The 21001-nt window shown below is 66.0% G+C and carries 24 protein-coding genes; 19 read left to right on the forward strand and 5 right to left on the reverse strand.

What is annotated here, in order from left to right; genetic code table 11:
- Position 1: 1 nt before the first annotated feature.
- The 7 genes from BM397_RS06890 to BM397_RS06920 all read left to right on the forward strand — a co-directional run bounded on the left by BM397_RS06890 (position 2) and on the right by BM397_RS06920 (position 5205).
- The gene (locus BM397_RS06890) at positions 2-1162 is read left to right on the forward strand and encodes an acyl-CoA dehydrogenase family protein (protein WP_092420264.1); all 1161 of its coding nucleotides are present in this window, start codon (positions 2-4) and stop codon (positions 1160-1162) included.
- Between the two features lie 79 nt (positions 1163-1241).
- Positions 1242-1640, forward strand: coding sequence for a hotdog family protein (locus tag BM397_RS06895; protein ID WP_092420267.1), 399 nt, complete (start codon positions 1242-1244; stop codon positions 1638-1640).
- 2 nt (positions 1641-1642) lie between these two features.
- A complete protein-coding gene (locus BM397_RS06900; protein ID WP_092420270.1) occupies positions 1643-2077 on the forward strand; it encodes a MaoC family dehydratase in 435 nt (144 codons plus the stop codon).
- On the forward strand, positions 2074-3003 hold the full coding sequence (locus BM397_RS06905) for a dihydrodipicolinate synthase family protein (protein WP_092420272.1): 930 nt from the start codon (positions 2074-2076) through the stop codon (positions 3001-3003). The genes BM397_RS06900 and BM397_RS06905 overlap by 4 nt, the downstream gene beginning before the upstream one ends.
- Positions 3003-3926 carry a dihydrodipicolinate synthase family protein gene (locus tag BM397_RS06910; RefSeq protein WP_092420275.1) on the forward strand — a complete coding sequence of 308 codons (924 nt, stop codon included), beginning with the start codon at positions 3003-3005 and terminating at the stop codon, positions 3924-3926. Before BM397_RS06905 ends, BM397_RS06910 begins: the two co-directional genes overlap by 1 nt.
- Positions 3923-4210, forward strand: a complete 288-nt coding sequence (locus BM397_RS06915; RefSeq protein WP_092420278.1) for a DUF4286 family protein — start codon at positions 3923-3925, stop codon at positions 4208-4210. Before BM397_RS06910 ends, BM397_RS06915 begins: the two co-directional genes overlap by 4 nt.
- A gap of 41 nt (positions 4211-4251) precedes the next feature.
- Complete coding sequence (locus tag BM397_RS06920) at positions 4252-5205, forward strand: LysR family transcriptional regulator (RefSeq protein WP_245695959.1); 954 nt, start codon at positions 4252-4254, stop codon at positions 5203-5205.
- On the opposite strand, the gene BM397_RS06925 is transcribed toward BM397_RS06920, so the two are convergent.
- Positions 5196-5945, reverse strand: coding sequence for an HpcH/HpaI aldolase family protein (locus BM397_RS06925; protein WP_092420281.1), 750 nt, complete (start codon positions 5943-5945; stop codon positions 5196-5198). The genes BM397_RS06920 and BM397_RS06925 overlap by 10 nt on opposite strands.
- A gap of 265 nt (positions 5946-6210) precedes the next feature.
- Between BM397_RS06925 and BM397_RS06930 the strand changes: the two genes are divergently transcribed.
- From BM397_RS06930 to BM397_RS06950, 5 genes are all read left to right on the forward strand, one after another.
- Positions 6211-6798 carry a TRAP transporter small permease gene (locus BM397_RS06930; RefSeq protein ID WP_092420284.1) on the forward strand — a complete coding sequence of 196 codons (588 nt, stop codon included), beginning with the start codon at positions 6211-6213 and terminating at the stop codon, positions 6796-6798.
- Positions 6795-8072, forward strand: coding sequence for a TRAP transporter large permease (locus BM397_RS06935; protein ID WP_092420287.1), 1278 nt, complete (start codon positions 6795-6797; stop codon positions 8070-8072). The genes BM397_RS06930 and BM397_RS06935 overlap by 4 nt, the downstream gene beginning before the upstream one ends.
- Before the next feature lie 47 nt (positions 8073-8119).
- Positions 8120-9082 (forward strand): TRAP transporter substrate-binding protein, encoded by a 963-nt coding sequence (locus BM397_RS06940; protein ID WP_092420290.1) that lies wholly within the window; start codon positions 8120-8122, stop codon positions 9080-9082.
- 54 nt (positions 9083-9136) lie between these two features.
- A complete protein-coding gene (gene hydA, locus BM397_RS06945; RefSeq protein WP_256218743.1) occupies positions 9137-10579 on the forward strand; it encodes a dihydropyrimidinase in 1443 nt (480 codons plus the stop codon).
- Positions 10580-10725: 146 nt separating this feature from the next.
- Positions 10726-11298, forward strand: a complete 573-nt coding sequence (locus BM397_RS06950; RefSeq protein WP_092420296.1) for an NYN domain-containing protein — start codon at positions 10726-10728, stop codon at positions 11296-11298.
- A gap of 32 nt (positions 11299-11330) precedes the next feature.
- On the opposite strand, the gene BM397_RS06955 is transcribed toward BM397_RS06950, so the two are convergent.
- From BM397_RS06955 to BM397_RS06970, 4 genes are all read right to left on the reverse strand, one after another.
- The gene (locus tag BM397_RS06955; protein WP_092420299.1) at positions 11331-12002 is read right to left on the reverse strand and encodes a GntR family transcriptional regulator; all 672 of its coding nucleotides are present in this window, start codon (positions 12000-12002) and stop codon (positions 11331-11333) included.
- Between the two features lie 14 nt (positions 12003-12016).
- The gene (locus BM397_RS06960; protein ID WP_092420302.1) at positions 12017-12460 is read right to left on the reverse strand and encodes a MaoC family dehydratase; all 444 of its coding nucleotides are present in this window, start codon (positions 12458-12460) and stop codon (positions 12017-12019) included.
- A complete protein-coding gene (locus tag BM397_RS06965) occupies positions 12457-13599 on the reverse strand; it encodes an acyl-CoA dehydrogenase family protein (protein ID WP_092420306.1) in 1143 nt (380 codons plus the stop codon). The genes BM397_RS06960 and BM397_RS06965 overlap by 4 nt, the downstream gene beginning before the upstream one ends.
- A gap of 66 nt (positions 13600-13665) precedes the next feature.
- Positions 13666-14031, reverse strand: a complete 366-nt coding sequence (locus tag BM397_RS06970) for a tautomerase family protein (RefSeq protein WP_092420309.1) — start codon at positions 14029-14031, stop codon at positions 13666-13668.
- A 131-nt stretch (positions 14032-14162) separates the two neighbouring features.
- Here BM397_RS06970 and BM397_RS06975 point away from each other — a divergent pair, with 131 nt between their 5' ends.
- From BM397_RS06975 to BM397_RS07005, 7 genes are all read left to right on the forward strand, one after another.
- A complete protein-coding gene (locus tag BM397_RS06975; protein ID WP_092420312.1) occupies positions 14163-15041 on the forward strand; it encodes a dihydrodipicolinate synthase family protein in 879 nt (292 codons plus the stop codon).
- Between the two features lie 66 nt (positions 15042-15107).
- Positions 15108-16085, forward strand: a complete 978-nt coding sequence (locus BM397_RS06980) for a TRAP transporter substrate-binding protein (RefSeq protein ID WP_092420315.1) — start codon at positions 15108-15110, stop codon at positions 16083-16085.
- A gap of 84 nt (positions 16086-16169) precedes the next feature.
- On the forward strand, positions 16170-16682 hold the full coding sequence (locus BM397_RS06985; protein WP_092420318.1) for a TRAP transporter small permease: 513 nt from the start codon (positions 16170-16172) through the stop codon (positions 16680-16682).
- Positions 16682-17968: a TRAP transporter large permease gene (locus tag BM397_RS06990; RefSeq protein WP_092420321.1), complete on the forward strand. Its 1287-nt coding sequence runs from the start codon at positions 16682-16684 to the stop codon at positions 17966-17968. Before BM397_RS06985 ends, BM397_RS06990 begins: the two co-directional genes overlap by 1 nt.
- A gap of 20 nt (positions 17969-17988) precedes the next feature.
- On the forward strand, positions 17989-18402 hold the full coding sequence (locus tag BM397_RS06995; protein ID WP_092420324.1) for a DUF3830 family protein: 414 nt from the start codon (positions 17989-17991) through the stop codon (positions 18400-18402).
- 33 nt (positions 18403-18435) lie between these two features.
- Positions 18436-19926 carry an AMP-binding protein gene (locus BM397_RS07000; RefSeq protein ID WP_092420327.1) on the forward strand — a complete coding sequence of 497 codons (1491 nt, stop codon included), beginning with the start codon at positions 18436-18438 and terminating at the stop codon, positions 19924-19926.
- A 112-nt stretch (positions 19927-20038) separates the two neighbouring features.
- Positions 20039-20941 carry a nucleoside hydrolase gene (locus BM397_RS07005; RefSeq protein ID WP_092420619.1) on the forward strand — a complete coding sequence of 301 codons (903 nt, stop codon included), beginning with the start codon at positions 20039-20041 and terminating at the stop codon, positions 20939-20941.
- The last annotated feature ends 60 nt before the right edge of the window (positions 20942-21001 follow it).

Below are 21001 nucleotides of genomic sequence, written 5' to 3' on the forward strand. Positions count from 1 at the left end.
AATGGATTTCACGATCTCCGACGAGATGAAGATGATCACCGATGCGGTGGGCCGCTTCGTGCGCGAAAAGGTCCAGCCGCTCGAGCAGGAGACCGAGGAAGCCGCGCAGATCCCACCCGAGAAGTTGGCGAAGGTGCGGGCCGAGGCACAGGAGTTGGGTCTCTTTGCCATGAACATGTCCGAGGAGGTCGGCGGTGCCGGGCTCGGCGTCATGGACATGTGCCTCGTCGAGGAGCAACTGGGGCAGACCTCGGACGCGCTGATCCGGCGCATCTTCGGGCAGGTCTACCCGATGCTGGAGGCCTTCGAAGGCGAGTTGCGCGACAAATACCTCTATCCCACCGTCAAGGGCGACAAGATCTGCGCCATGGCGATCACCGAGCCCGGCGCCGGGTCTGACGCGGCGGCGATCAAGACCAACGCCTATCTCGACGGCGACGAATGGGTGCTCAACGGCACGAAGCATTTCATCTCCGACGGCGACATCGCCGACTACATCATCGTCATGGCGGTCACCGACGCCGAGAAACGCGCCCGTGGCGGCATCAGCCTGCTGATCGTCGACAAGGACACGCCCGGCTTCACCGTGGCGCGGAACCAGAAGATGATGGGCCACCGCGGCTACGGCCATGCCGAGCTCAACTTCGACGACGTGCGCATCCCCAAGGGCAACGTGCTCGGCGAGGTCGGCAACGGCTTCAAGGTGATGATGGCCAATGTCGGCGGCATCCGCCTCGGCCATATCGGCGCGCGCGCCGTGGGTATGGCCAGCCGCGTGCTCGAGATGATGCGCGAGCATGCCGCCACCCGCCAGCAGTTCGGCCAGCCGATCGGCGATTTCCAGATGGTGCAGCAAATGATCGCCGACAGCGCCATGGAGATCTTCGCCACCCGCATGATGGTGCTCAACACCGCATGGGAAGTCGATCAGGGGCTCGATCCGCGCGACAAGGTGTCGATGGTCAAGGTGCAGGCCTCGGAAATGCTCGGCCGCGTCGCCGACCGCGGCATCCAGGTCTTCGGCGGCTACGGCTTCACCAAGGAGCTGCCGCTCGAGCGCATCTACCGCGACGCCCGCGTCACCCGCATTTACGACGGCACCTCCGAAGTGCACCGCATGCTGATCGCCCGCTCGGTGATCAAGCGCGGCCTGACGCTCTGAGCCGTCCCTTTCATCTTTCCGAAAATACTCCGGGGGCCCGGGGGCTGGCCCCCGGCCCGGTGCAACAGACGAGACAGCGATGACACAGGATCTTCCCGAAACCGGGGCCGCCATCACCTTCCGCAAGACCATGACCGTGGCCGAGCAGGGCTTTTTCACCGGCATCACCGGCAACATGACCAAACCGCACGTCGACCGCGCTCATGCCAAGAGCGCGGGCCTTGCCGACATGTCGGTCTTCGAGCTGGCCGCCTCCGGCCTGCTGACCACCGCGCTTGGCCGCCTCGCCGGTCCGGCGTGGCGCATCGGCGACTTCTCGGTCTCCTTCTCCCGCGCCTTCCCGGTGGGCAGCTCGCTTGCCGCCACCGCCACGGTCACCGAAGCCTCGTCCGAGGCCATCGCCTGCAGCCTGTCGGTGCTGGTCGAGGGCGACGAGGTGATCACCGGCAGCGCGCGCATGGTGCCGCTGGAGGCCTGAGCATGTATGACATCCGCAATATCGACGAGCTGGAGGTGGGCGATCGCGTCACCGTCTCCAAGACCGTCACAGAGGCCGATGGCGCCATGTATATCGCCGCCACCGGCGATTTCGGCCCGGTGCATGTGGACGAGGGCTATGCCTCGACCACCCGCTTCGGCGAACGGCTGGCGCCCGGCATCCTCGTCGCGGGCATCTGCACCTCGGTGCTGACCGCCGAGTTGGTGGGCACCGTGGGCGTGTCGATCCGCGACAGCTTCTGGTTCACCGGCGCGGTACGCTACGGCGACACGATCACCTTCGACATCTGGATCTCCGGCAAGGACGAAGAGAATCGCACCGTCGACTGGCAGGCCAGCGCGAAAAACGAAGAGGGCGTCGAGGTGCTGAAAGCCGACGCCACGCTGAAATTCCCGAGAAAGAGAGTAATCGCATGACCCTGACCGGCAAGGATCTTCGCGGCATCACCGTTGCCACCGTGCTGCCTTTCGACGAGGCGGGCGTGATCGACTGGGATGGCTATTCCACCGTGCTCGACCATTGCGCCAAGCCCGAGACGACCGATTGCGTCTTCGTCAACGGCCATGCGGGCGAGGCCACCGCGCTCACCGACGCCGAGAAGGTCGAGGTGATCAAGCGCACCCGCGACCAGATCCACAAGGACCAGCCGCTGCTCGCAGGCATCGTGCCTACGGGCATCCCCGACGCGCTGCGTCAGGCCGAGATGCTGCGCGAGGCGGGCGCCGATGTCGCCGTGATCTTCCCGCCCGAGGCGCTTGGCGGCGGCAATGCCAACACGTCGGCGGCGGTGAAGATGTATGAGCTTCTGGCGCGCGAGATCCAGATGCCGCTGTCGCACTTCCAGTTCCCCATCGCGTCAGGCTTCGGCCTCGCGACGCCGGTGTTGGCCGAGATCGCCCAGATCCCCGAGGTCATCGCGATCAAGGAAGGCTCGGCGACGCTGCTCGCCTATGACGAGAACCGCCGCGCGGTGAAGGCCGCAGGCCCCGACACCGCGATCCTGCCGTCGAACTTCCACTGGTTCTTTGCGCAGGTGGCTCTGGGTGGCGACGGTATCCTGTCGGGTCTCGCCAGCCTCGTGCCCGGCCTGCTGGCCGATCTGTGGCAGGCGTCGGAAGAGATGGATCTTGCCAAGATGCGCGCCGCCAACGACCGGCTCTACCCGGTGGTGCGGGCGATCTACGGCCCCGCGCCGGTGGTGGACATGCACACCCGCATGAAAGACGGGCTGCAGATGATGGGCGTGATCAAGAACGCCGCGCCGCGTCTGCCGCTGCTGCCGCAGTCCGAGGCCGTTCGCGAGGGCGTGCGCAAGGCGCTGATCGCGGCCGAGGTGCTGTGATGAGTGCGGCGCTGCACGGCGGTCTTTACGCGGCGACGATCTGCCCGATGACCGAGGAGGGCGCGCTCGACCGCGCCAGCCTCGAACGGCACTTCGAGACCGTGCTGTCCGACCCGGGGCAGGCGGGCCTGCTGCTCAACGGCCACGCGGGCGAGGGGATCTTCATGACCCGCGCCGAGCAGGCCGAGGTGGTGCGCATCGCCCGCGAGGTGGCGGGCAAGCGCCGCATCCTCGCGGCGGTGAGCGCCGAGAGCACCGCCGTGGCCGCCGCCGACGCCCAGGTGGCGATGAAGGCCGGGGCCGATGCAGTGATGGTCTTCGCGCCCTTCTCCTGGGCGCTCGGGGCCGACCCGCGTGCCATCGTCGCGCATCACCGCGGCATCGCCGAGGCGACCGGCGCGCCGGTCTACCTGTTCCAGGGCTCCGTGGGCTCGTTTCGCCTCGCCTATACCCCGGATGTGCTGCGCCGGCTGCTCGAGATCGAAGCCGTCGTCGGCATCAAGGAAGGCAGCTGGGAGACCAAGGCCTACGAGGTCACCCGCCGCATTGCGCGCGAGATGCGTCCCGACGTAGCCGTCATGGCATCGGGCGACGAGCACCTCTTCCCATGTTTCCTGCTGGGCAGCGATGGCTCGGCGGTCAGCCTCTCGGCGATCCTGCCCGAGCTGATCACCGCGCTCGACACCCATGTCCGTGCCGGCGAGATCGACGAGGCGCGGGTGATCCACGAGGCGCTCTTCGACTTCGCCAAGCTGGTCTACGCCGCGCCCGGTCATCTTGCGGCCGCGCGCCTCAAGGCCTGCCTTGCCGAACTTGGACGGATCGACAGCCCCGCCTGCCGCGCGCCGACCCCCCGTATCGAGCAGGGCGAGCTTGACGCCCTGATGACCGCCCTTCGCCCCTGCCTGGAGCTGACCCTGTGACCAACCCGCAAACCCATATCGTCTTTGTCGACATCGACCCCGAGCACGAGGCCGCCTTCGACGACTGGTACGTGAACACCCACCTTCCCGATATCCTTGCTTGCCCCGGCTGGCTGGATGCGCGCCGCGAGAAATGCCTTGAAGGCGGCCCGCGCCACGTGGCGATCTACACGATCACCGGACCGGAAGCCTATGAAACGCCCGAGTTCAATGCTATCAAGGGCTTCGGGCCGTTCAGCGACAAGGTGCGGAACTTTCACCGCATCCGCCTGACACAGAGCTGAGCGGCGGTTTGGGACAGGAAAGGGCCGGCAGGACAAGGCCGGTGCAGGGGTATCCGATCGGCGACATGCTGAATCTCCGGCAGCTCGAGATCCTGCGTGCCGTGGTGCAGTACCGCACCACCGTCGGCGCGGCGGAGCGGCTCGGCATGTCGCAACCTTCGATCTCCAACACCATCCGTCACATCGAGACGGTGCTCGGCTTTCCGCTCTTCGAGCGGATCAGCAACCGCCTGTCCCCGACCGAAGAGGCGCTGATCCTGCTCGAGGAATCCGAGCCGCTGTTCATGCTGCGTGACGCGGTGAACCAGCGCGCCGCCGATCTGCGCATGGGGCGGATCGGGCGCATCCGCGTCGCTTCCACCTCCGAACTCAGCGAGGCGGTACTGCCGCGGGTCATTGCCGACTACGCCAAGGAGCACCCGCGCATCCAGATCTCGCTCGAGACGCGGTTGCTCGACAGCGTACTGCAGGTGGTTGAGAATGGTGTCGCCGACGTGGCTTTTGCGCTGGCGCCCTACGAGCGGCAGGCGCTGAACTACGAGCGCGTCGTGGTGCTGCGCGCGGTGGTGCTCTGCGACGAGAACGATCCGCTGGCCAAGCTCGAGGAAGTCGGGCCGAAGGACCTCGCAGAGCGTCCGATGGTGGGCCCGCAAGTGGCCAACCGGATCGGGCTGATGCTGGCCGACAGTTTCCGGGCGCGCGGCATCGACTATCGCCCGAACATCGAGACCCGCTTCATGAATGCCGCCGCGCGCATCGTGCGCGAGGGCTGGGGCGTGGCGCTGGTCGACGAGCTTTCCGCCTTCACCGCGCTGCGGCCCGGGCTGGTGATCCGGCCCTATGCCGCCGATCTGAGCTTCGAGCTCTCGGCGGCCCTGCCGAAGACGAAAACCCCCTCGCGGCAGACCCAGCGCTTCATCAAGGCCTTCCGCGAAAGGGTCGAGGCCCGCCTCGCCGAGGTCAGGGCCGAGAGCCTGCGCCCGCTTCAGGGCTGATCTTTCCCGCGCAACACTCGCAGCAGGGCCGCGCCACCCTCGGCGATCAGGTTGGTCTCGTTCGTGGCGACCAGCGTGCTTGCGCCTAGGGCCAGGCCGTGGCTCTGCACCAGCGCGGGCGGCAGGCCCATGACCCCGAACCCGCAGCCATTGTCATGCGCCGCCCGGGCAATGCGCTGAAAGGCGGCGAGCACCTCGGGGTGCGCAAGATCCCCGCGCCGTCCGATCCCGTCCGCGAGATCGTTGCTACCGATCATCAGCATGTCGATGCCCGGCGTCGCGGCGATTTCTTCCACCGCCTCCAGCGCTGCGGCGCTTTCGATCATCGCGATCACCTCGATCTGCCGCTCGGCGGTTCCGGTAAGTTCTGCGGCGGGCACCACGCGGTAGTCGAGCGCGGGCAGCGGGCCGGGCAGGGCGCGCGCGCCCCGCGGGGCAAAGCGACAGGCGCGGGCGATTTGCGTGGCCTGCTCGGCGCTGTCCACATGCGGAACGATCACCCCCGTGGCACCGCAGTCGAGCACCCGCGCGATGTCGGGCGAGGAGGGGCCGGTGACCCTGCCGAAGACCGGCAGTCCCGCGGCGAGACCCGCGGCGGCGGCCTGTCCCAGCTCTCCGAGGCCGAGCGGCCCGTGTTCCATGTCGATCACCGCGAAATCGAATCCCGCCCCGCGTGCCAGCAGGATTGCCTCGGCGCGACCGAGAAGGCAGAAGGCGAGTCCGAAACGGGGGCTGCACATGTTTTCATCGTGCTCTATATTTGATCTGATACTCATATTCTGATCGCTTTTTGATCTGTTCGGTTTTGTGTCATCGGCAGGATAGATCAGATTTTTTCGGAATATTCGGAAATCCGGGGCGTTAAATACTTCCTATCACGATATTTATAGACCCATAGCTTCACCGGCTCGCTGATGCCGGTAACCTCCTCTCAGAACCGACGACGGCCACGCTGGGTCCGCATTTGGCTACCGGCGCACCGTCGAGACAAAAGGAGGTGCGTCCATGCTTGACCGGACGTCCAGCAACAGCGGAGTGACAGCCATGCGCGGCGGTGCGGCCCTCCCGAACCTGATCAGATTTCTCCGGCTGTGCCTGACCGCGCTGCGGCGGCTGGTGGACGGGGTGGCACTGCTGCTTCTGGCCTATATGGCCTGCGCCATCGCCGCGCAGATCATCGGGCGCTACTTCTTCAACTACTCCATCGCCTGGAGCGAAGAGACGGCAACCTTCGCGCAGGTCTGGCTGACGCTGCTCGGGGCCGGGATCGCCATGCGGTACAACCAGCACGTTGGGGTCGATGTGCTGATCCGCAAGGCGCCGTTGCCGGTGCAGCGCCTGTGTAGCGGCGCGAGCCTGCTGCTGGGGATTTGGTTCCTTGGCGTGGTGGTCGTCGGCTCGCTGTCGATGCTGGCGATCGGCTTCATGGTGAAATCCCCGGCGCTGCGCATTCCCATGGCGGTCCCCTACATGGCGCTGCCGGTCGGCTTCGGCTACTTCCTGATCGAATACGCCGTGACGACGCTGCCGAAGGTGATTGATCCGCGCCGGGCCGAGCCCGCGCAGGACTCCGATGTGGAGGGTGCAGCATGATCTGGGCAGGCGGCGGCTTTCTCGTTCTTCTCATCTCGGGCACGCCCATCGTTCTGGCGCTCGGCATCGCGGCTCTGCTGGCGATCGAGCTGACCACCACCGCGCCGATCTCGATCGTGGCGCAGCGGGTCTACGGCGGGATCAGTTCCTTCACGCTGATGGCGATCCCCTTCTTCGTGGCCTCGGGGCTGCTGATGGAAGCGGGCGGCATCGCGCGGCGCTTCGTCAACCTCGCCAGCGCGCTGGTCGGCTGGATCACCGGCTCGCTCTACATGGTCTCCATCGTCACCGGCACCGGCCTCGCGGCGATCTCGGGTTCGGGGTCGGCGGACACGGCGGCGATTAGCGCGGTGATGACGCCGGAGATGCGCAAGCGGCGCTACGATATCGATCTGGCCTCGGCGGTGATCGCCGCCTCGGGCTCGCTCGCCTCGATCATCCCGCCGTCGATCGTGATGATCGTCATTGCCATCACCTCGAACCAGTCGATTGGCGCCATGTTCCTTGGTGGCATCGTGCCGGGGCTGCTGGTGATGACCGGGCTGATGGTCGGCTGCTGGCTTTACGCCAAGCGCGGCGGTGACGCCTACCGCGACCAGGAGGCATTCACCCTCGAGCGTCTGCGCAAGGGGTTCATCGATGCGGCTCCCGGCCTGCTGGTGCCCATCGTGATCATCGGCGGCATCGTCGGCGGCATCTTCACCGCCACGGAGGCGGCCTGCGTGGCGCTCTTCACCACGCTGATCGTGACCATGTTCATCTACCGCGAGCTGAAGCCACGCGACCTGCCGCGCATCCTTCTCAAGGCGATCAGCCTCTCGGCCACGGTGCTGATCATCATCGCCACCGCCTCGGTCTTCACCTGGATCATCGCGACTCAGGGCTTCCCGGCGATGCTCAAGGACTGGCTCACCGGGGTGACCGACAATCCGATCGTCTTCCTGCTGATCGTCAACCTGCTGCTGCTCGTCGTCGGCATGTTCATGGAGAGCATCTCGGCGGTGCTGATCCTGCTGCCGATCCTGCTGCCGATGGCCTCGAGCTACGGGATCAACCCGGTGCAGTTCGGGGTGATCACCGCGCTGAACCTGTCGATCGGGCTGATCACGCCGCCCTACGGCATCTGCCTCTACGTCGCCTCGACCGTGGCCGGGCGGCGCATCGAGCAGGTCTCGCGCAAGGTCTGGCTGCCGCTCGGCTGCATGCTTGTGGCGCTGATGCTGGTCACATTCGTGCCCGCGATTTCCCTCTGGCTTCCCTCGGTCCTGCTGTGACCGGGGCGGCCAGTTCCTTCTCCCAAACCAAGAAAGAGAAAAGACAGATGTCCAACAGGGTTCTCACCACCATCGCCGCGCTGGCCGCTCTTGCCGCCGCCCCGGCCTTCGCCGCCGACTACACCTTCAAGGTCGCCCACACCAACGCCGCGGGCGAGGTGCAGGACATGGGCCTGCAGAAGATGAAGGAACTCCTCGAAGCCAAGACAGATGGCGCCGCCACACTGGAAATCTACGCCGGCGGCCAGCTCGGCGACGAGCAGCAGACCGTCGAAGGCGTGATGCTCGGCTCGCTCGACATGGGCATGACCTCGAACGCCATGCTCTCGAACTATGTCGAGGACTACAAGGTCTTCGACCTGCCGTTCCTCTTCCCCACGATCCCCGCGCTTGGCGAAAAGGTCGACGCGAACTGGGACATGATGGAAGCGTCGGCCAACGGTTCGGGCTTCCAACTGCTCGCGGTCTTCTCCTCGGGCATCCGCCACCTGATGACCTCGAAGCCGGTCGAGAGCATCGATGACCTCGCGGGCATGAAGATCCGCACCATGCAGAACCCGGTGCACGTCGAGGCCTTCCGCGCCTATGGCGCCAACCCCACGCCGATGTCCTACTCGGAGCTCTACGGCGCGCTGCAGTCGGGCGTGGTCGACGGTGCCGAGGGTGCCTCGACCGGCTATGACGGCATGAAGTTCTACGAGGTCGCCCCCGACTTCGCGCTGGTCGGCTGGCTCAACATGACAGCGCCGGTGACCATGAAGAAGGACACCTTCGACGCGCTGCCCGCCGAGGTCCAGACCGCGTTGATGGAAGCCGGCTCGGAAGCCGCCGCATGGCAGCGCCAGTACGTCGTCGACCAGGAGCAGCCGCTGCTCGACAGCTTCAAGGAGCACGGCGTGAACATCACCACGCCCGATACCGCGCCCTTCATCGAAGCCTCGCAGCCGCTTTACGAAAGCCAGCTTACGACTGAAGGTCAGAAAGCCCTCTTCGAGGCGCTGACCAAGTAAGCAGGCCCCGGACCCGCGGCGTCTCCCTCCCTATCCGCCGCGGGTCCGGTTTGAATTTCAGGCCGGACGTCCAGGAAAGACCAAAGAATGCTCGATACCGTCATCCGCAACGCCGAGATCGTCACCGCCGCCGACCGCATCCGTGCCGAGATCGGCATCAGGGACGGGCGCATCGTCACCATCGCCGAGGATGTCGGCCCCGCGCGCGAGGAAATCGATGCTGCGGGGCTTCTGGCGCTTCCGGGGGGCATCGACGCCCATGTGCATCTCGAGCAGCCGCAGGGCGGCGGCGTGGTCATGGCCGACGGTTTCGAGAGCGGCACGCGATCGGCCGCGGCGGGTGGCAACACTACGGTCATGCCCTTTGCGCTTCAGCAGAAGGGCCAGTCGCTGCGCGAGGCGGTGCAGGCCTATCACGAGGCGGCCGATGGCAAGTGCTTCGTCGATACCTCCTTCCACCTGATCATCACCGACCCGACGCCGCAGGTGCTGGGGCAGGAACTGCCGGCTCTGGTGAAGGCGGGCTACACCTCCTTCAAGGTCTTCATGACCTATGACGACATGGTGCTGAACGACGCGCAACTGCTCGACGTCTTCGACGTGGCACGGCGCGAGAAGGCCATGGTCATGGTCCATGCCGAGGGCTACGACGCTATCCGCTACATGGCCAAGCGGCTGGAAGAGGCGGGAAAGACCGCGCCCTACTACCACGCAGAGAGCCGGCCGCAGTCGGTCGAGCGCGAGGCCACCCACCGCGCTATCTCTCATGCCGAGCTTACCGACGTGCCGATCACCATCGTGCACGTCTCGGGGCGCGATCCGATGGAGCAGATCCAATGGGCCAAGCGCCGCGGCATGAACATCTGGGCCGAGACTTGTCCGCAGTACATCACGCTGACCTCCGATGACCTCAAGGGGCTCAACATGGATTTCGAGGGGGCCAAGTATGTCTGCTCCCCGCCGCCGCGCGATCTCGACAGCCAGAAGGCGATCTGGGAGGGGCTGCGCGACGGCACCTTCGACATCTTCTCGTCCGACCATTGCCCGTTCCGCTTCGAGGACGACAAGGGCAAGGACGCGCCCGGCGCGCGCACCTCGTTCCGCTGGGTGCCGAACGGCATCCCCGGCATCGAGACACGGCTTCCCATTCTCTTCTCCGAGGGGGTTTCCAAGGGCCGGATCCCGATCGAGCGTTTTGTCGCGCTGACCGCCACCAACCCCGCCAAGCTCTTCGGCCTCTACCCGCGCAAGGGCACCATCGCGGTGGGCGCGGATGCCGACATCACGCTTTGGGACCCGGCGCGCGAAGTAACGATCTCGCAATCTCTCATGCACCACGACTGCGACTATACCCCGTTCGAGGGGCTGGAGGTGACGGGCTGGCCGGTCCGCACCATCTTGCGCGGCAGGACGATCTTCGAGAATGGCGAGGTCACCGGCTCGCGTGACGCGGGCGTCTACCTCGAGCGCGGCACCAGTCAGGCCTTCGGCGCCTGACAGTCGCACCGTCCCTCTGCGTCCCGATCAAGGCACAGCGGGGCGCATAACGCCGCGCCTCCGTGTCCGCTCCGCGGCGAGGGAGTGTGATTGTCGAGGCGCATCAGGGTCTTGGCAGGCCGCATGGCCTGCCGTAGCGTTGCGCCATGTGGATGCCGCTGTTTCTTTTTGTTGTCTCTCTCGCCGGACTGGCCGCCGCGCTGATCGTGCCGGGGCTTTCCGATGTCCTGCTTCTGGCAGCGCCTTGTGCCCTTGCCAGCCTGTTCCTGCTGTTTCGCGCGCTGCGCGGTGGGGCGGGGCGGCAGCATATCATCCTCGATGGCTCCAACATCATGTATTGGCGCGGCGACGGTCCCGAGCTTGCGGCAGTCAAGGATACCCTGGACAGCCTGGGTGCGCGGGGCTTTCTGGCTGGTGTCATCTTCGACGCGAATGTCGGCTACAAGCTGGTCGGTCGCTACCTGGGGGACGCGGAACTGGCAAAGTTGCTGGGGCTGCCCCGCGACCGGGTGATGGTTGTGCCCAAGGGCGTGCCGGCGGATCAGATCATCTTGCAGGCCGCCCGCGACCAGGGCGCGCGGATTGTCACCAATGACCGCTACCGTGATTGGGCAGAGGCGCATCCGGAGATCAGGCGTACCGGTCACCTGGTGCGTGGCGGCTACCGCGCGGGCAAACTTTGGATGGGCATGGACCCGAAGCCGACCTCGCAGGGCTGAGCCCGCGCGCCGCCCGCAGACGTCAGCTCTCGTCAGCTTTCGGGCGTGATGCGCGACACGAGGTCTTCCATCATCGCCGCGTTCTGCATGCGCAGGATCGCCTCGGCCGAAGTCGCGTCCTGTCGCCGCAGTGCCTCGATCAGCAATTGCATCTCTTCGGCCATGACGCGCCGCCGCCCGGTTCCGTAACCGTAGCCGCGGCGGAAGGCGAAGATCGTGTCCCAGCCGCGGAGGAAAACCCGCAGAGCCTCGCGGTTTCCGCCGAATTCCACGAGCCGCGCGTTGAAGCGGCGGTTGCAGTCGATCGCCTCCAGATCCTCGCCGGCCTCGAGATGCGCGCGGTATTCTTCGGCCAACGCCTCCAGCTCGCGGATCCGTTCGAGCGTCAGTATCGCCATGCCGCGCCGTACCGCGAAGATGCGCAGTTCGGTGTTCAGCTCGAAGAGATCGGTGATATAGGCCCGGTCGAGCTGTCGCACGGTGGCCCCGCGGTTGGGCTCGATGGCCACCAGCCCCTCGCCCTCGAGTTTCCGCAGCGCCTCGCGTAGCGGCATGGTCGAGAAGCCGAGCCGCTTGGCCAGCTCGGCGGTCTTCAGCCGCTCGCCGGGGGCGATGCGCCCGGAAAGAATATCCTCGCGGATCAGGCGGGTGGCCTGGTCCACGGAGTTTTGGGCAGCATCGAGGGCGAGGGCTTCGTTGGGCATGGCGCGACCTTCTGTCAGGGCTTCTTGCGGATCAAGGAGATATGCTCGGCGTCGATCAGCAACGTGCCGTCATCGCGCATCAGCCGCACCGCTTCGGTGATAATTCCGGCAGGGCGGGAGCCGCTTTCGCGCTTGGCGGTGAAATCCATCTCCACGTAGACCGCGTCCCCGGCAACGATGGGGTGCTTGAAACGCACGTTGTTCCAGCCCAGCGAGGCGATTGAGGTCTCTTCATAGAGCTTCAGCTCTGTCTTCAGCCCCTCCATCAGCGCGAGGCCATAGAGGCCATGCGCGATGATGCCGGGGAAGCCGGCCTCCTTGGCGTAGTCCGCGTCGCTGTGCAGCGGGTGATGATCGCGGGTGAGGCTGCAGAAATCGGCAATGTCCGCCACGGTGATCTCGTGGCCGGGCGTCGTATAGCTCCGGCCGATCTCGACGTCTTCGTAGTAGAGGTTCATGCGTAGGCCTTCTGCACTTGCCGCGCGATGATCATGCGCTGGATCTGGTTGGTGCCCTCGTAGATCTGGCTGAGGCGCACGTCGCGGAACAACCGCTCCACCCGGAACTCGCGCGAGTAGCCGTTGCCGCCATGGATCTGCAGCGCGTTCGAGATGTGCACCTGCGCCATGTCGGTGGTGAAAAGCTTGGCCTGCGCCGCCTCCAGCGCGATCGGCTTGCCCGCGTCATAGAGTTTCGCCGCATTGTGGATCAGCAGCCGGGCGGCGGCGATGTCCTTGGCCATGTCGGCAATCATGAATTGCACCGCCTGATGCTCGAAGATCGGCTTGCCGAACTGCTTGCGGTCGCCCGCATAGGAGATGGCATCCTCCATCGCCGCCTGCGCCATGCCGAGCGCCATGGACGACATCATCAGCCGCGAGAAGTTGAAGTTCTCCATTGCCATCTTGAAGGCACCGTGCTCCGGCCCGATCAGGTTGCCGACCGGCACCCGCACCTCGTCGAAGCTGACCATGCATTCGGCGAGACCGTGCATGCCGAGCAGTTCCTCGGACTTGCCGCGGATCACGCCGGGGCGGTCGGTCTCCACCAGAATGCACGAGATGCCGCGGTGCCCGGCCTCGGGATCGGTCTTGGCGAAGACCATGATCACATCGGCGACCTGCCCGAAAGTGACCCAGGCCTTGGTGCCCTTGATGACATATTCATCACCTTCACGACGCGCGGTGGTCTTCATCGCCGCCACATCCGAGCCGTGGTCGGGCTCGGTGACCGCCGTGGCGGGAATCAGCTTGCCCTCGAGGATGCCGGGAATCAGCGCCTTGTGCTGCTCCGAGCCGTGATGGTCGAGAAACAGCGCCGCCTCGACGGGGATCGCGAAGGCGTTGCCGACCGCGCCCGAGCCGCGGGCGATCTCTTCCATGACGATGCAGGCGGCCATGGCATCGAGCCCGACGCCGCCCGCTTCCTCGCGCAAGGCGACTCCGAAAAGCCCTTGTTCGGCCAGCGCTTCGTAGACCGGGCGGGGAAATTCGTCGTCGCGGTCGATGGCCGCGGCGGCAGGCGCCACGACGTCGTCGGAGAGCCGCCGCGCGGTGTCGCGGACCATGCGCTGCTCTTCGGAATAGAACTGATCCAATCTGATCTCCTGTTGGGTGATGCGGATATTATCTGATCATGAGCTACACAGGCTGATACCGCCCGGTCAAGTCGAGGCGACACCCGCATGGAAGGCGTCGCTGGGCGCGCGGTCGAAAAAGTAGACGATGACATCCTTGGGGGAGGCCCCATAGGCGCGCGCCGCCGCCTCGGTGATCGCGCGGGCGGCATTTTCCTTCGCCTCCTGCGCCCTCGGGAAGGCATGTACTTTTATGAACATGCGGAAGTTTTCAGCGTTTTCGCCATATTTTCCAGCATGTCCGTAGGAATAGTTGGGGGCCGAAAAATAATAGCAGGTGACGATTTCCGGCTTGATCCCGAACGCCTGGCAGAGACCATCAGTCATGCCTTTCGTCGCAACCTCCCGTATTTCTTCGGTCGCGTCGCGGTCGATGATCTCGATGAAGGGCATGATGAGTCTCCTAGGGGGAAGTGGCGCCGACAGGCGCGATGCGGGGTCGATGAGTTGACTCATTATCTGATCAGATCAAACGTGACTGCAAGAAATTTGGATCGGCGAACGGAATGCCGGAAAGGACACGAATGACCTTCAAGGGGAGCTACACCGTCTGCGTCACGCCCTTCGACGCCGAGGGCCGCGTCGATCTCGAGGCGCTGCGCGCTTACGTCGACTGGCAGATCGAGGAAGGGGTTCACGGCCTCATCCCGCTCGGCAGCACCGGTGAGTTCCTGTCGCTGACCCGCGAAGAACGCACGGCGGTCGCCGAGGTGGTGATCCAGCAAACGGCGGGCCGGGTGCCCGTGCTGATCGGCACCGCCGCCGAATGGACCGACGAGGCTGTGTCGTTGAGCCGCGAGGCAGAGCTGCTGGGTGCCGACGGCGTGATGCTGGTGCCGCCCTACTACTCGTCGCCCACCGACGAAGAGCTGGTCGTGCATTTTACCCGCGTTGCCGAAGCGCTCACGATCCCGGTGATGCTCTACAACAACCCCTTCACCGCCAACGTCGACCTGAGCGCGGCGCTGGTGGGCCGGCTCTCGGAAGTCGACAACATCTCCTACATCAAGGACACGTCGAAGAACGTGCACCGGGTGACCGAGCTGCTGGAGGCCTGTCAGGGCCGGATGACCGTCTTTGCCGGTTACTACCCGTGGGAAAGCTATCTTGCAGGTGCCGAGGGTTACAGCTCGGTGATGTCCAACATCGCCCCGAAACTCTCGGCACAGACCTTCGAGCGGACGGTCGACGGCTCGGGAGAGGGCCGCGACCTCTACGTCAATAGCCTGCCGCTGATCAACGCATTGGCGGGCGACCTCTATGTCTCGGCCACCAAGGCCGCGATGCAGATGATCGGCCGGCCGATGGGCGATCCGCGCGCCCCGCGCCTGCCTCTGCCCGAGGCCAAGCGCGCCGAGCTGGAAACCATCATGCGAAATCTCGGGCTGCTGGCGGAGGCCTGAACCCGGCGTCCTGCCGGGGGACAACATCCGCCCCAACAGAGAGAAACCCCAACAGGGAAAACCCAGATGAAACTCACCAACCTCGCCCTCTGCGCCGCGCTCGGCGCGACCCTCGTCTCCGCTCCCGCCTTCGCGCAGGAGATCACCCTCAAGGCCAGCCACAACGCCAATGCCGACGAGCCCTATGGCGTCGGCATGCGCAAGATGGCGGAGATCCTCGAAGAGAAATCCGGCGGCAAGGCCTCCATCGAGGTCTATGACAACGCCACGCTCGGCGACGAGATGGAAAGCATCCAGGGCACCCAGATCGGCACCGTCGACATCGCCGTGACCGCCAACTCGACGCTGGCAAACTTCGTCCCGGACCTCTCGGTCTTCTCGCTGCCTTTCCTGTTCAACGACGCCGCGCAGATGGACCGCGCGCTGAGCGATCCCGAAGTGCTGGCAGAGATCGACGCCGCGCTTGATGCGCAGGGCTTCCACCTGCTGTCGGTCTTCTCGGCCGGCACCCGGCACATCATGACGAAGAAGCCGATTGAATCGCTCGACGACATGGCTGGCCTGAAGATCCGGACCATGCAGAACCCTGCGCATGTGGACACCTTCAACGCCTTCGGCGCCAACGCCACGCCGATCGCCTACACCGAGCTCTACGGCGCGATCGAGACCGGCGTGGTGGACGGTGCGGAAGCGGCCAACACCAACTTCTACTCGCAGAAGTTCTACGAGGTCGCGCCCGACTGGGCCGTGGTCGGCTGGCTGGAACTGGTCGCTCCGGTGATCATGGGCAAGGCCGCCTATGAAGCGCTTCCCGAGGACGTGCAGGCCGCGCTTGACGAGGCGGGCCTCGAGGCCGGCAAGGCCGAGCGCGCCACTTATCTCGCCTCGGACAACGCCCGTTTCGAGGACCTCGAGAAGGCCGGCGTGAACATCACCCACCCGGACGTCGAGGCCTTCCGCGCCGCCGCCGCGCCGGTGCAGCAGAAATATCTCGAGACCGACACCCAGAAGAAGATCTTCGAGATGCTGAAATCGGTCGAGTAATCTCCCTAGGCTCGACCCAACTGCCCGGCCGCGCCCACTCCGCGGCCGGGCCTCTCCTCTGACTGCCCGCAAGAAAGACCGCCCATGTTCGCCCTTCTCGAACGCCTCTGCCTTGCCCTGCGCCACGTCGTCTCGGGCGTGGTGATCCTGCTCTTCACGGTGATGATGATCTCGGTCCTGGTGCAGGTCGGCGGGCGCTACGTTTTCAACTATTCAATCGCGCAGGCCACCGAGATCGCCACCTTCAGCCAGATCTGGCTGGTGCTGATGGGCGCAGGGGTGGCCGTGGCCAAGGGCCAGCACGTCGCCATCGACATGCTGCCCGCGCAGCTGCCGCTGCCGCTGGCGCGCGTGGCGCTGATCGCCATCGCGCTGGTCATCACCGCTTTTCTGACGACGCTCGCCTGGGGCAGCCTGCCGCTGCTGAAGATGGGCTCCTTCCAGAGCTCGCCGGCGCTGCGCATCCCGATGAAATACGTCTATCTCTGCCTGCCCTTCGGCGCGGGCTACATGGTGCTTGAGGTGCTGCTCTCGGTCATCCAGCGCTGGGACAATCCCTTCCCGCCGCCCGAACCCGACGCCGAGGAGGCACTCTGATGCTCGTGATCGCTGCCGCCTTCGTCTTCCTCCTCGCTCTCGGCGTGCCGGTGGTCTTTGTGCTCGGTGCCTCGGCTGTGCTGGCGCTGGTCACCACCACCGACGTGCCCGTCGCCATCGTCAGTCAACGGGTCTTTGCGGGCCTGAATTCCTTCACCCTGATGGCCATTCCCTTCTTTGTCTTTGCCGGGGTGATCATGGATGCCGGCGGGATCTCGCGCCGCATCGTCGATTTTGCCTCGGCGCTGATCGGCTGGGTGGTCGGCAGCCTCTACCAGGTGAGCTGCGTGGCCGCCGCGGGCCTCGCGGCGATCTCGGGCTCCGGCTCGGCCGACACTGCGGCGATCTCGGCAATCATGCAGCCGCAGCTGCGCCGCCGCGGCTATGACGTGGACTTCGGCGCGGCGCTGATCGCCTGCGCCGGATCCATTGCGCAGGTGATCCCGCCGAGCCTCACCATGGTGATCCTCGCCGTGGTGTCCAACGTGTCGATCGGCGCGCTCTTCGTATCCGGCGTGCTGCCGGGGCTGATGTGCATCGTGATGCTGATGCTCATCGCCTACTTCCAGGCGAGGAAGGGCGGCGAGACCTACCGCGACGCCGAGCCCTTCACCATGGCGCGCCTTGGCCGCACCGGTTGGGCGGCGCTGCCCGCCGCGGGGATGCCGGTGCTGATCCTCGGCGGCATCTTGGGAGGCATCTTCACCCCGACCGAGGCCGCCGCGGTCTCGGGCTTCTACGGCCTGCTCGTCGGCGCCTTCGTCTACCGCGACCTCAAGCTCTCGGCGCTGCCCGGGCTGATCCTACGCACCGCCTCGCTCTCGGCGGCGGTCATGCTGATCATCGGCACCGCCAGCGTGTTCTCGTGGCTTATCGCCAACGCCAACGTGCCGCGCATCCTCGGCGACTGGATCGCCAGCGTCTCGTCGAGCCAAGTGGTCTTCCTGATCATCGCCAACCTGCTGTTCCTCTTCGTCGGCATGTTCCTCGAGACCATCGCGGCAATCCTGATCATCGTGCCGGTGCTTGCGCCCATTGCCGCGCAGATGGGCGTGGACCCGCTGCACTTCTCGCTGCTCGTCATCCTCAACTGCGCCATCGGCACGGTGACGCCGCCCTACGGCGTGTCGCTCTTCGTCTCGTCCAGCGTCGCGGGCCGCACCGTGCTGCAGGTGTCGCGCCGCCTCGGCTGGCCGCTCGCCGGGCTTTTCGCCATGCTGATCGCGGTGACCTTCATTCCCGACCTGTCGCTCTTCCTGCCGCGGCTCTTCGGGCTCATCGACTGACCTCTTTCAAGGACCTTCCAATGACCAAGCTTAAAGTCACCATCGCGGGCATAGAATTCGACGCGCGCTTCGAGGAGGCCGCCGCGCCCAAGACCGTCGCCGCCTTCCGGGCGCAGATGCCCTACAAGAGCCAGGTGGTGCACGTGCGCTGGTCGGGCGAGGGCGTCTGGATCCCGCTCGGCGAGACCGATTTCGGCGTCGACTACGAGAACCACACGAGCTACCCCGCGCCGGGACAGTTCATCCTCTACCCGGGTGGCATCTCCGAGACCGAGATCCTGCTGGCCTACGGCGGCGTGCATTTCGCCTCGAAGATGGGGCAGCTGGCGGGGAACCACTTCATGACCCTGACCTCGAACCTCGACAAGCTGGCCGAGATCGGCCCCAAGGTGCTGTGGGAAGGTGCGCAGGAGATCCTCTTCGAGGAAGTCTGAGACTCCGATACCACTCCGACCAAGGACACGGCCATGACCAAGACCCCGATCAGCTTTGGTGCGCGCCTGCGCCAACTCGCCGCCGAACGCGGTGACGCCGAGGCGGTGCGCTTCCTGCCCGCGCAGGGCGAGGCGCAGATCCTGAGCTGGGCCGGGCTGAATGCCATGGCCGACCGCTATGCCCGCGCGCTTCTGGCGCGCGGCGTGCGGCAGGGCGACGTGGTCGCCTTTGCCCTCGGCAACATACCCGCCCATCTCGCGCTGGCCATTGCGGTCTGGCGCGTGGGGGCGACGACCATGGTGCTCGATCCCGGTATCAAGACCGAGACCGCTGCCGCCATGAAGGCGCGCAGCGGCGCGGCGCTTGTCGTGGCGCAGGGCGACGGGCTGGGCGATGTCTCGCTGTCCGAGTTCGAGGCTTTGGCGAACGGTCTGCCCGAAACCTCGGTCGAGGATCGCGTCTCGACCCCTGGCAAGATCGTGCTTTCGGGGGGCTCAACCGGCCTGCCCAAGATGATGTGCGACGACCGGCCCTTCACCCGCGTGCCGGGCGCGAGCTGGGGCCGTGTCGCGCCGCGCCTCGGTTTCCGGTGCGACCAGACCCAGCTCGTCTGCGGGGCCATGTCTCACAACGCGCCCTTTACCTGGGCGCAGAACGGCCTCTTCGAAGGCAACCGGCTGGTGCTGATGGAGCGTTTCGACGCGGTGCGCGCACTGCGGGTCATCGACCAATACGAGGTCGGCTTTGCCATGCTGGTGCCGACGATGATGGTGCGGATGATCGACCGGCTCGAGGAAAGTGGCGCAACACTGTCCAGCCTGCATGCGCTCTACCACACAGGCGCGCCTTGCGCGGGATGGCTCAAGCAGGCCTGGATCGACGTGCTCGGTGCGGAGCGGGTCACCGAGATGTACGGCTCGGGCGAGAACACCGGCCAGACCACGATCACCGGCAGCGAGTGGCTGGCGCATCAGGGCTCCGTCGGGCGCGGCTTCGAGACCGAGATCCGCATCTATGGCCCGGACGGCGCGCTGCAGCCCACAGGCGCACCGGGCGAGATCTTCATGCGGCCCGACGATCTGTCGGGGCGCAGCCATTACACCGGCCCCGATGCCCCCGCACCGGAGCGAGATGCCGACGGGTTCCAGAGCATCGGCGACGTCGGCTGGCTGGATGACGAGGGCTACCTCTACCTCGGCGGGCGGCGCGATGACGTGATCAACACTGGCGGCGTGAAGGTGCATCCGGAAACCGTCGAGGCCGTGCTCCTGCGCGCGCCGGAGGTGAGCGACGCCGTGGTCTTTGGGGTGGATGACCGGGAGTGGGGGCAGCGGGTGATCGCCTGCGTGGTGCCCAAGGATGGCTGCTCGCTGGAAGAGACCGCCCTGCGGAGATTCTGCCACGCGCAGCTCGGTCCGCAGGAAGTGCCCAAGGTCTTCCGCATCTGCGACACGCTCCCGCGTGACGGCTTTGGCAAGATCCGCCGCAAGGCGCTGCGCGCCGCCTTCGTTCCGGCCGGGTAGGGGCGCTTTCGCCGCTGCGTGGCGCTTCCGGTTCCCTTGCGCCGCGCGGAAGGGTAAAGCGGTCCGGTATTTCGCCGGGGTGCTGCTCCGGCCCTTCGAGACGGACGCAGACATGAAACTCATCATCGATACCGACCCCGGGGTCGACGACGCGCTGGCCATTCTTTACGCCGCGGCGCATCCGCAGATCGAGCTGCTCGGGCTGACCACGGTTTTCGGCAATGTCACCGTGGCGCAGGCGACGCGCAATGCGCTCTACCTCGTCGAGCGCGCCGGGCTCGACATTCCCGTGGCAGAGGGCGCGGCCAAGCCTATGGCATTGCCGCCCTTCACCCCGAGCCACCATGTGCATGGACCCGAGGGGTTCGGCCACCTGCCCGAGATGACGCCGCAGGGCACGAAGATCGAGGAGAGCGCCGCCGAGTTCCTCGTGCGTATGGCGCGCGAGCACAAGGGCGAGCTGGTGCTCTGCCCGATCGGTCCGATCACCAATGTCGCCGATGCCATCGCGCTCGATCCGGAGTTTGCCGGCAACCTGCGCGAGATTGTCTTCATGGGCGGGGCGCTCGACGCGCGCGGCAACATCACCCCCTACGCCGAGGCCAACACCTACCACGACCCGCATGCGCTCGACATCGTGCTGCAGAGCGGAGCGAACATCCGCATGATCGGGCTCGACGTGACGATGGAAGTGCTGCTGACTGCCGCGGACTTCGAGGAGCTCGAACGCCGCGACCCGGAGCATGGGGCCTTCCTGCGCGAGATGAGCCACTTCTATCTCGAGTTCTACCGCACTGTCGGTGCCGAGGGCTGCGGCCTGCACGATCCGCTGGCGGTCATGGCCTGCGTGATGCCGAACCTCGTCGGGCTGGAGCACACGCCGGTCGACGTGGTTCTGGAGGGACCGGAGGTCGGACGCACGCGCCGGGCCACGGGGCGTCCCGACATCGGTGTGGCGCTGAACTGCGATGGTGCCGACATCAAGCGGCGTTTCATCGAGAGCTTCGGCGGCTGATCGCCCCGGACATCGTGGAAAATGCAAAACCTCCGGACCATTGCTGGTCCGGAGGTTTCC

Origin of the sequence: Alloyangia pacifica, from assembly GCF_900116195.1 — a bacterium.
Lineage (GTDB): Bacteria > Pseudomonadota > Alphaproteobacteria > Rhodobacterales > Rhodobacteraceae > Salipiger > Salipiger pacificus.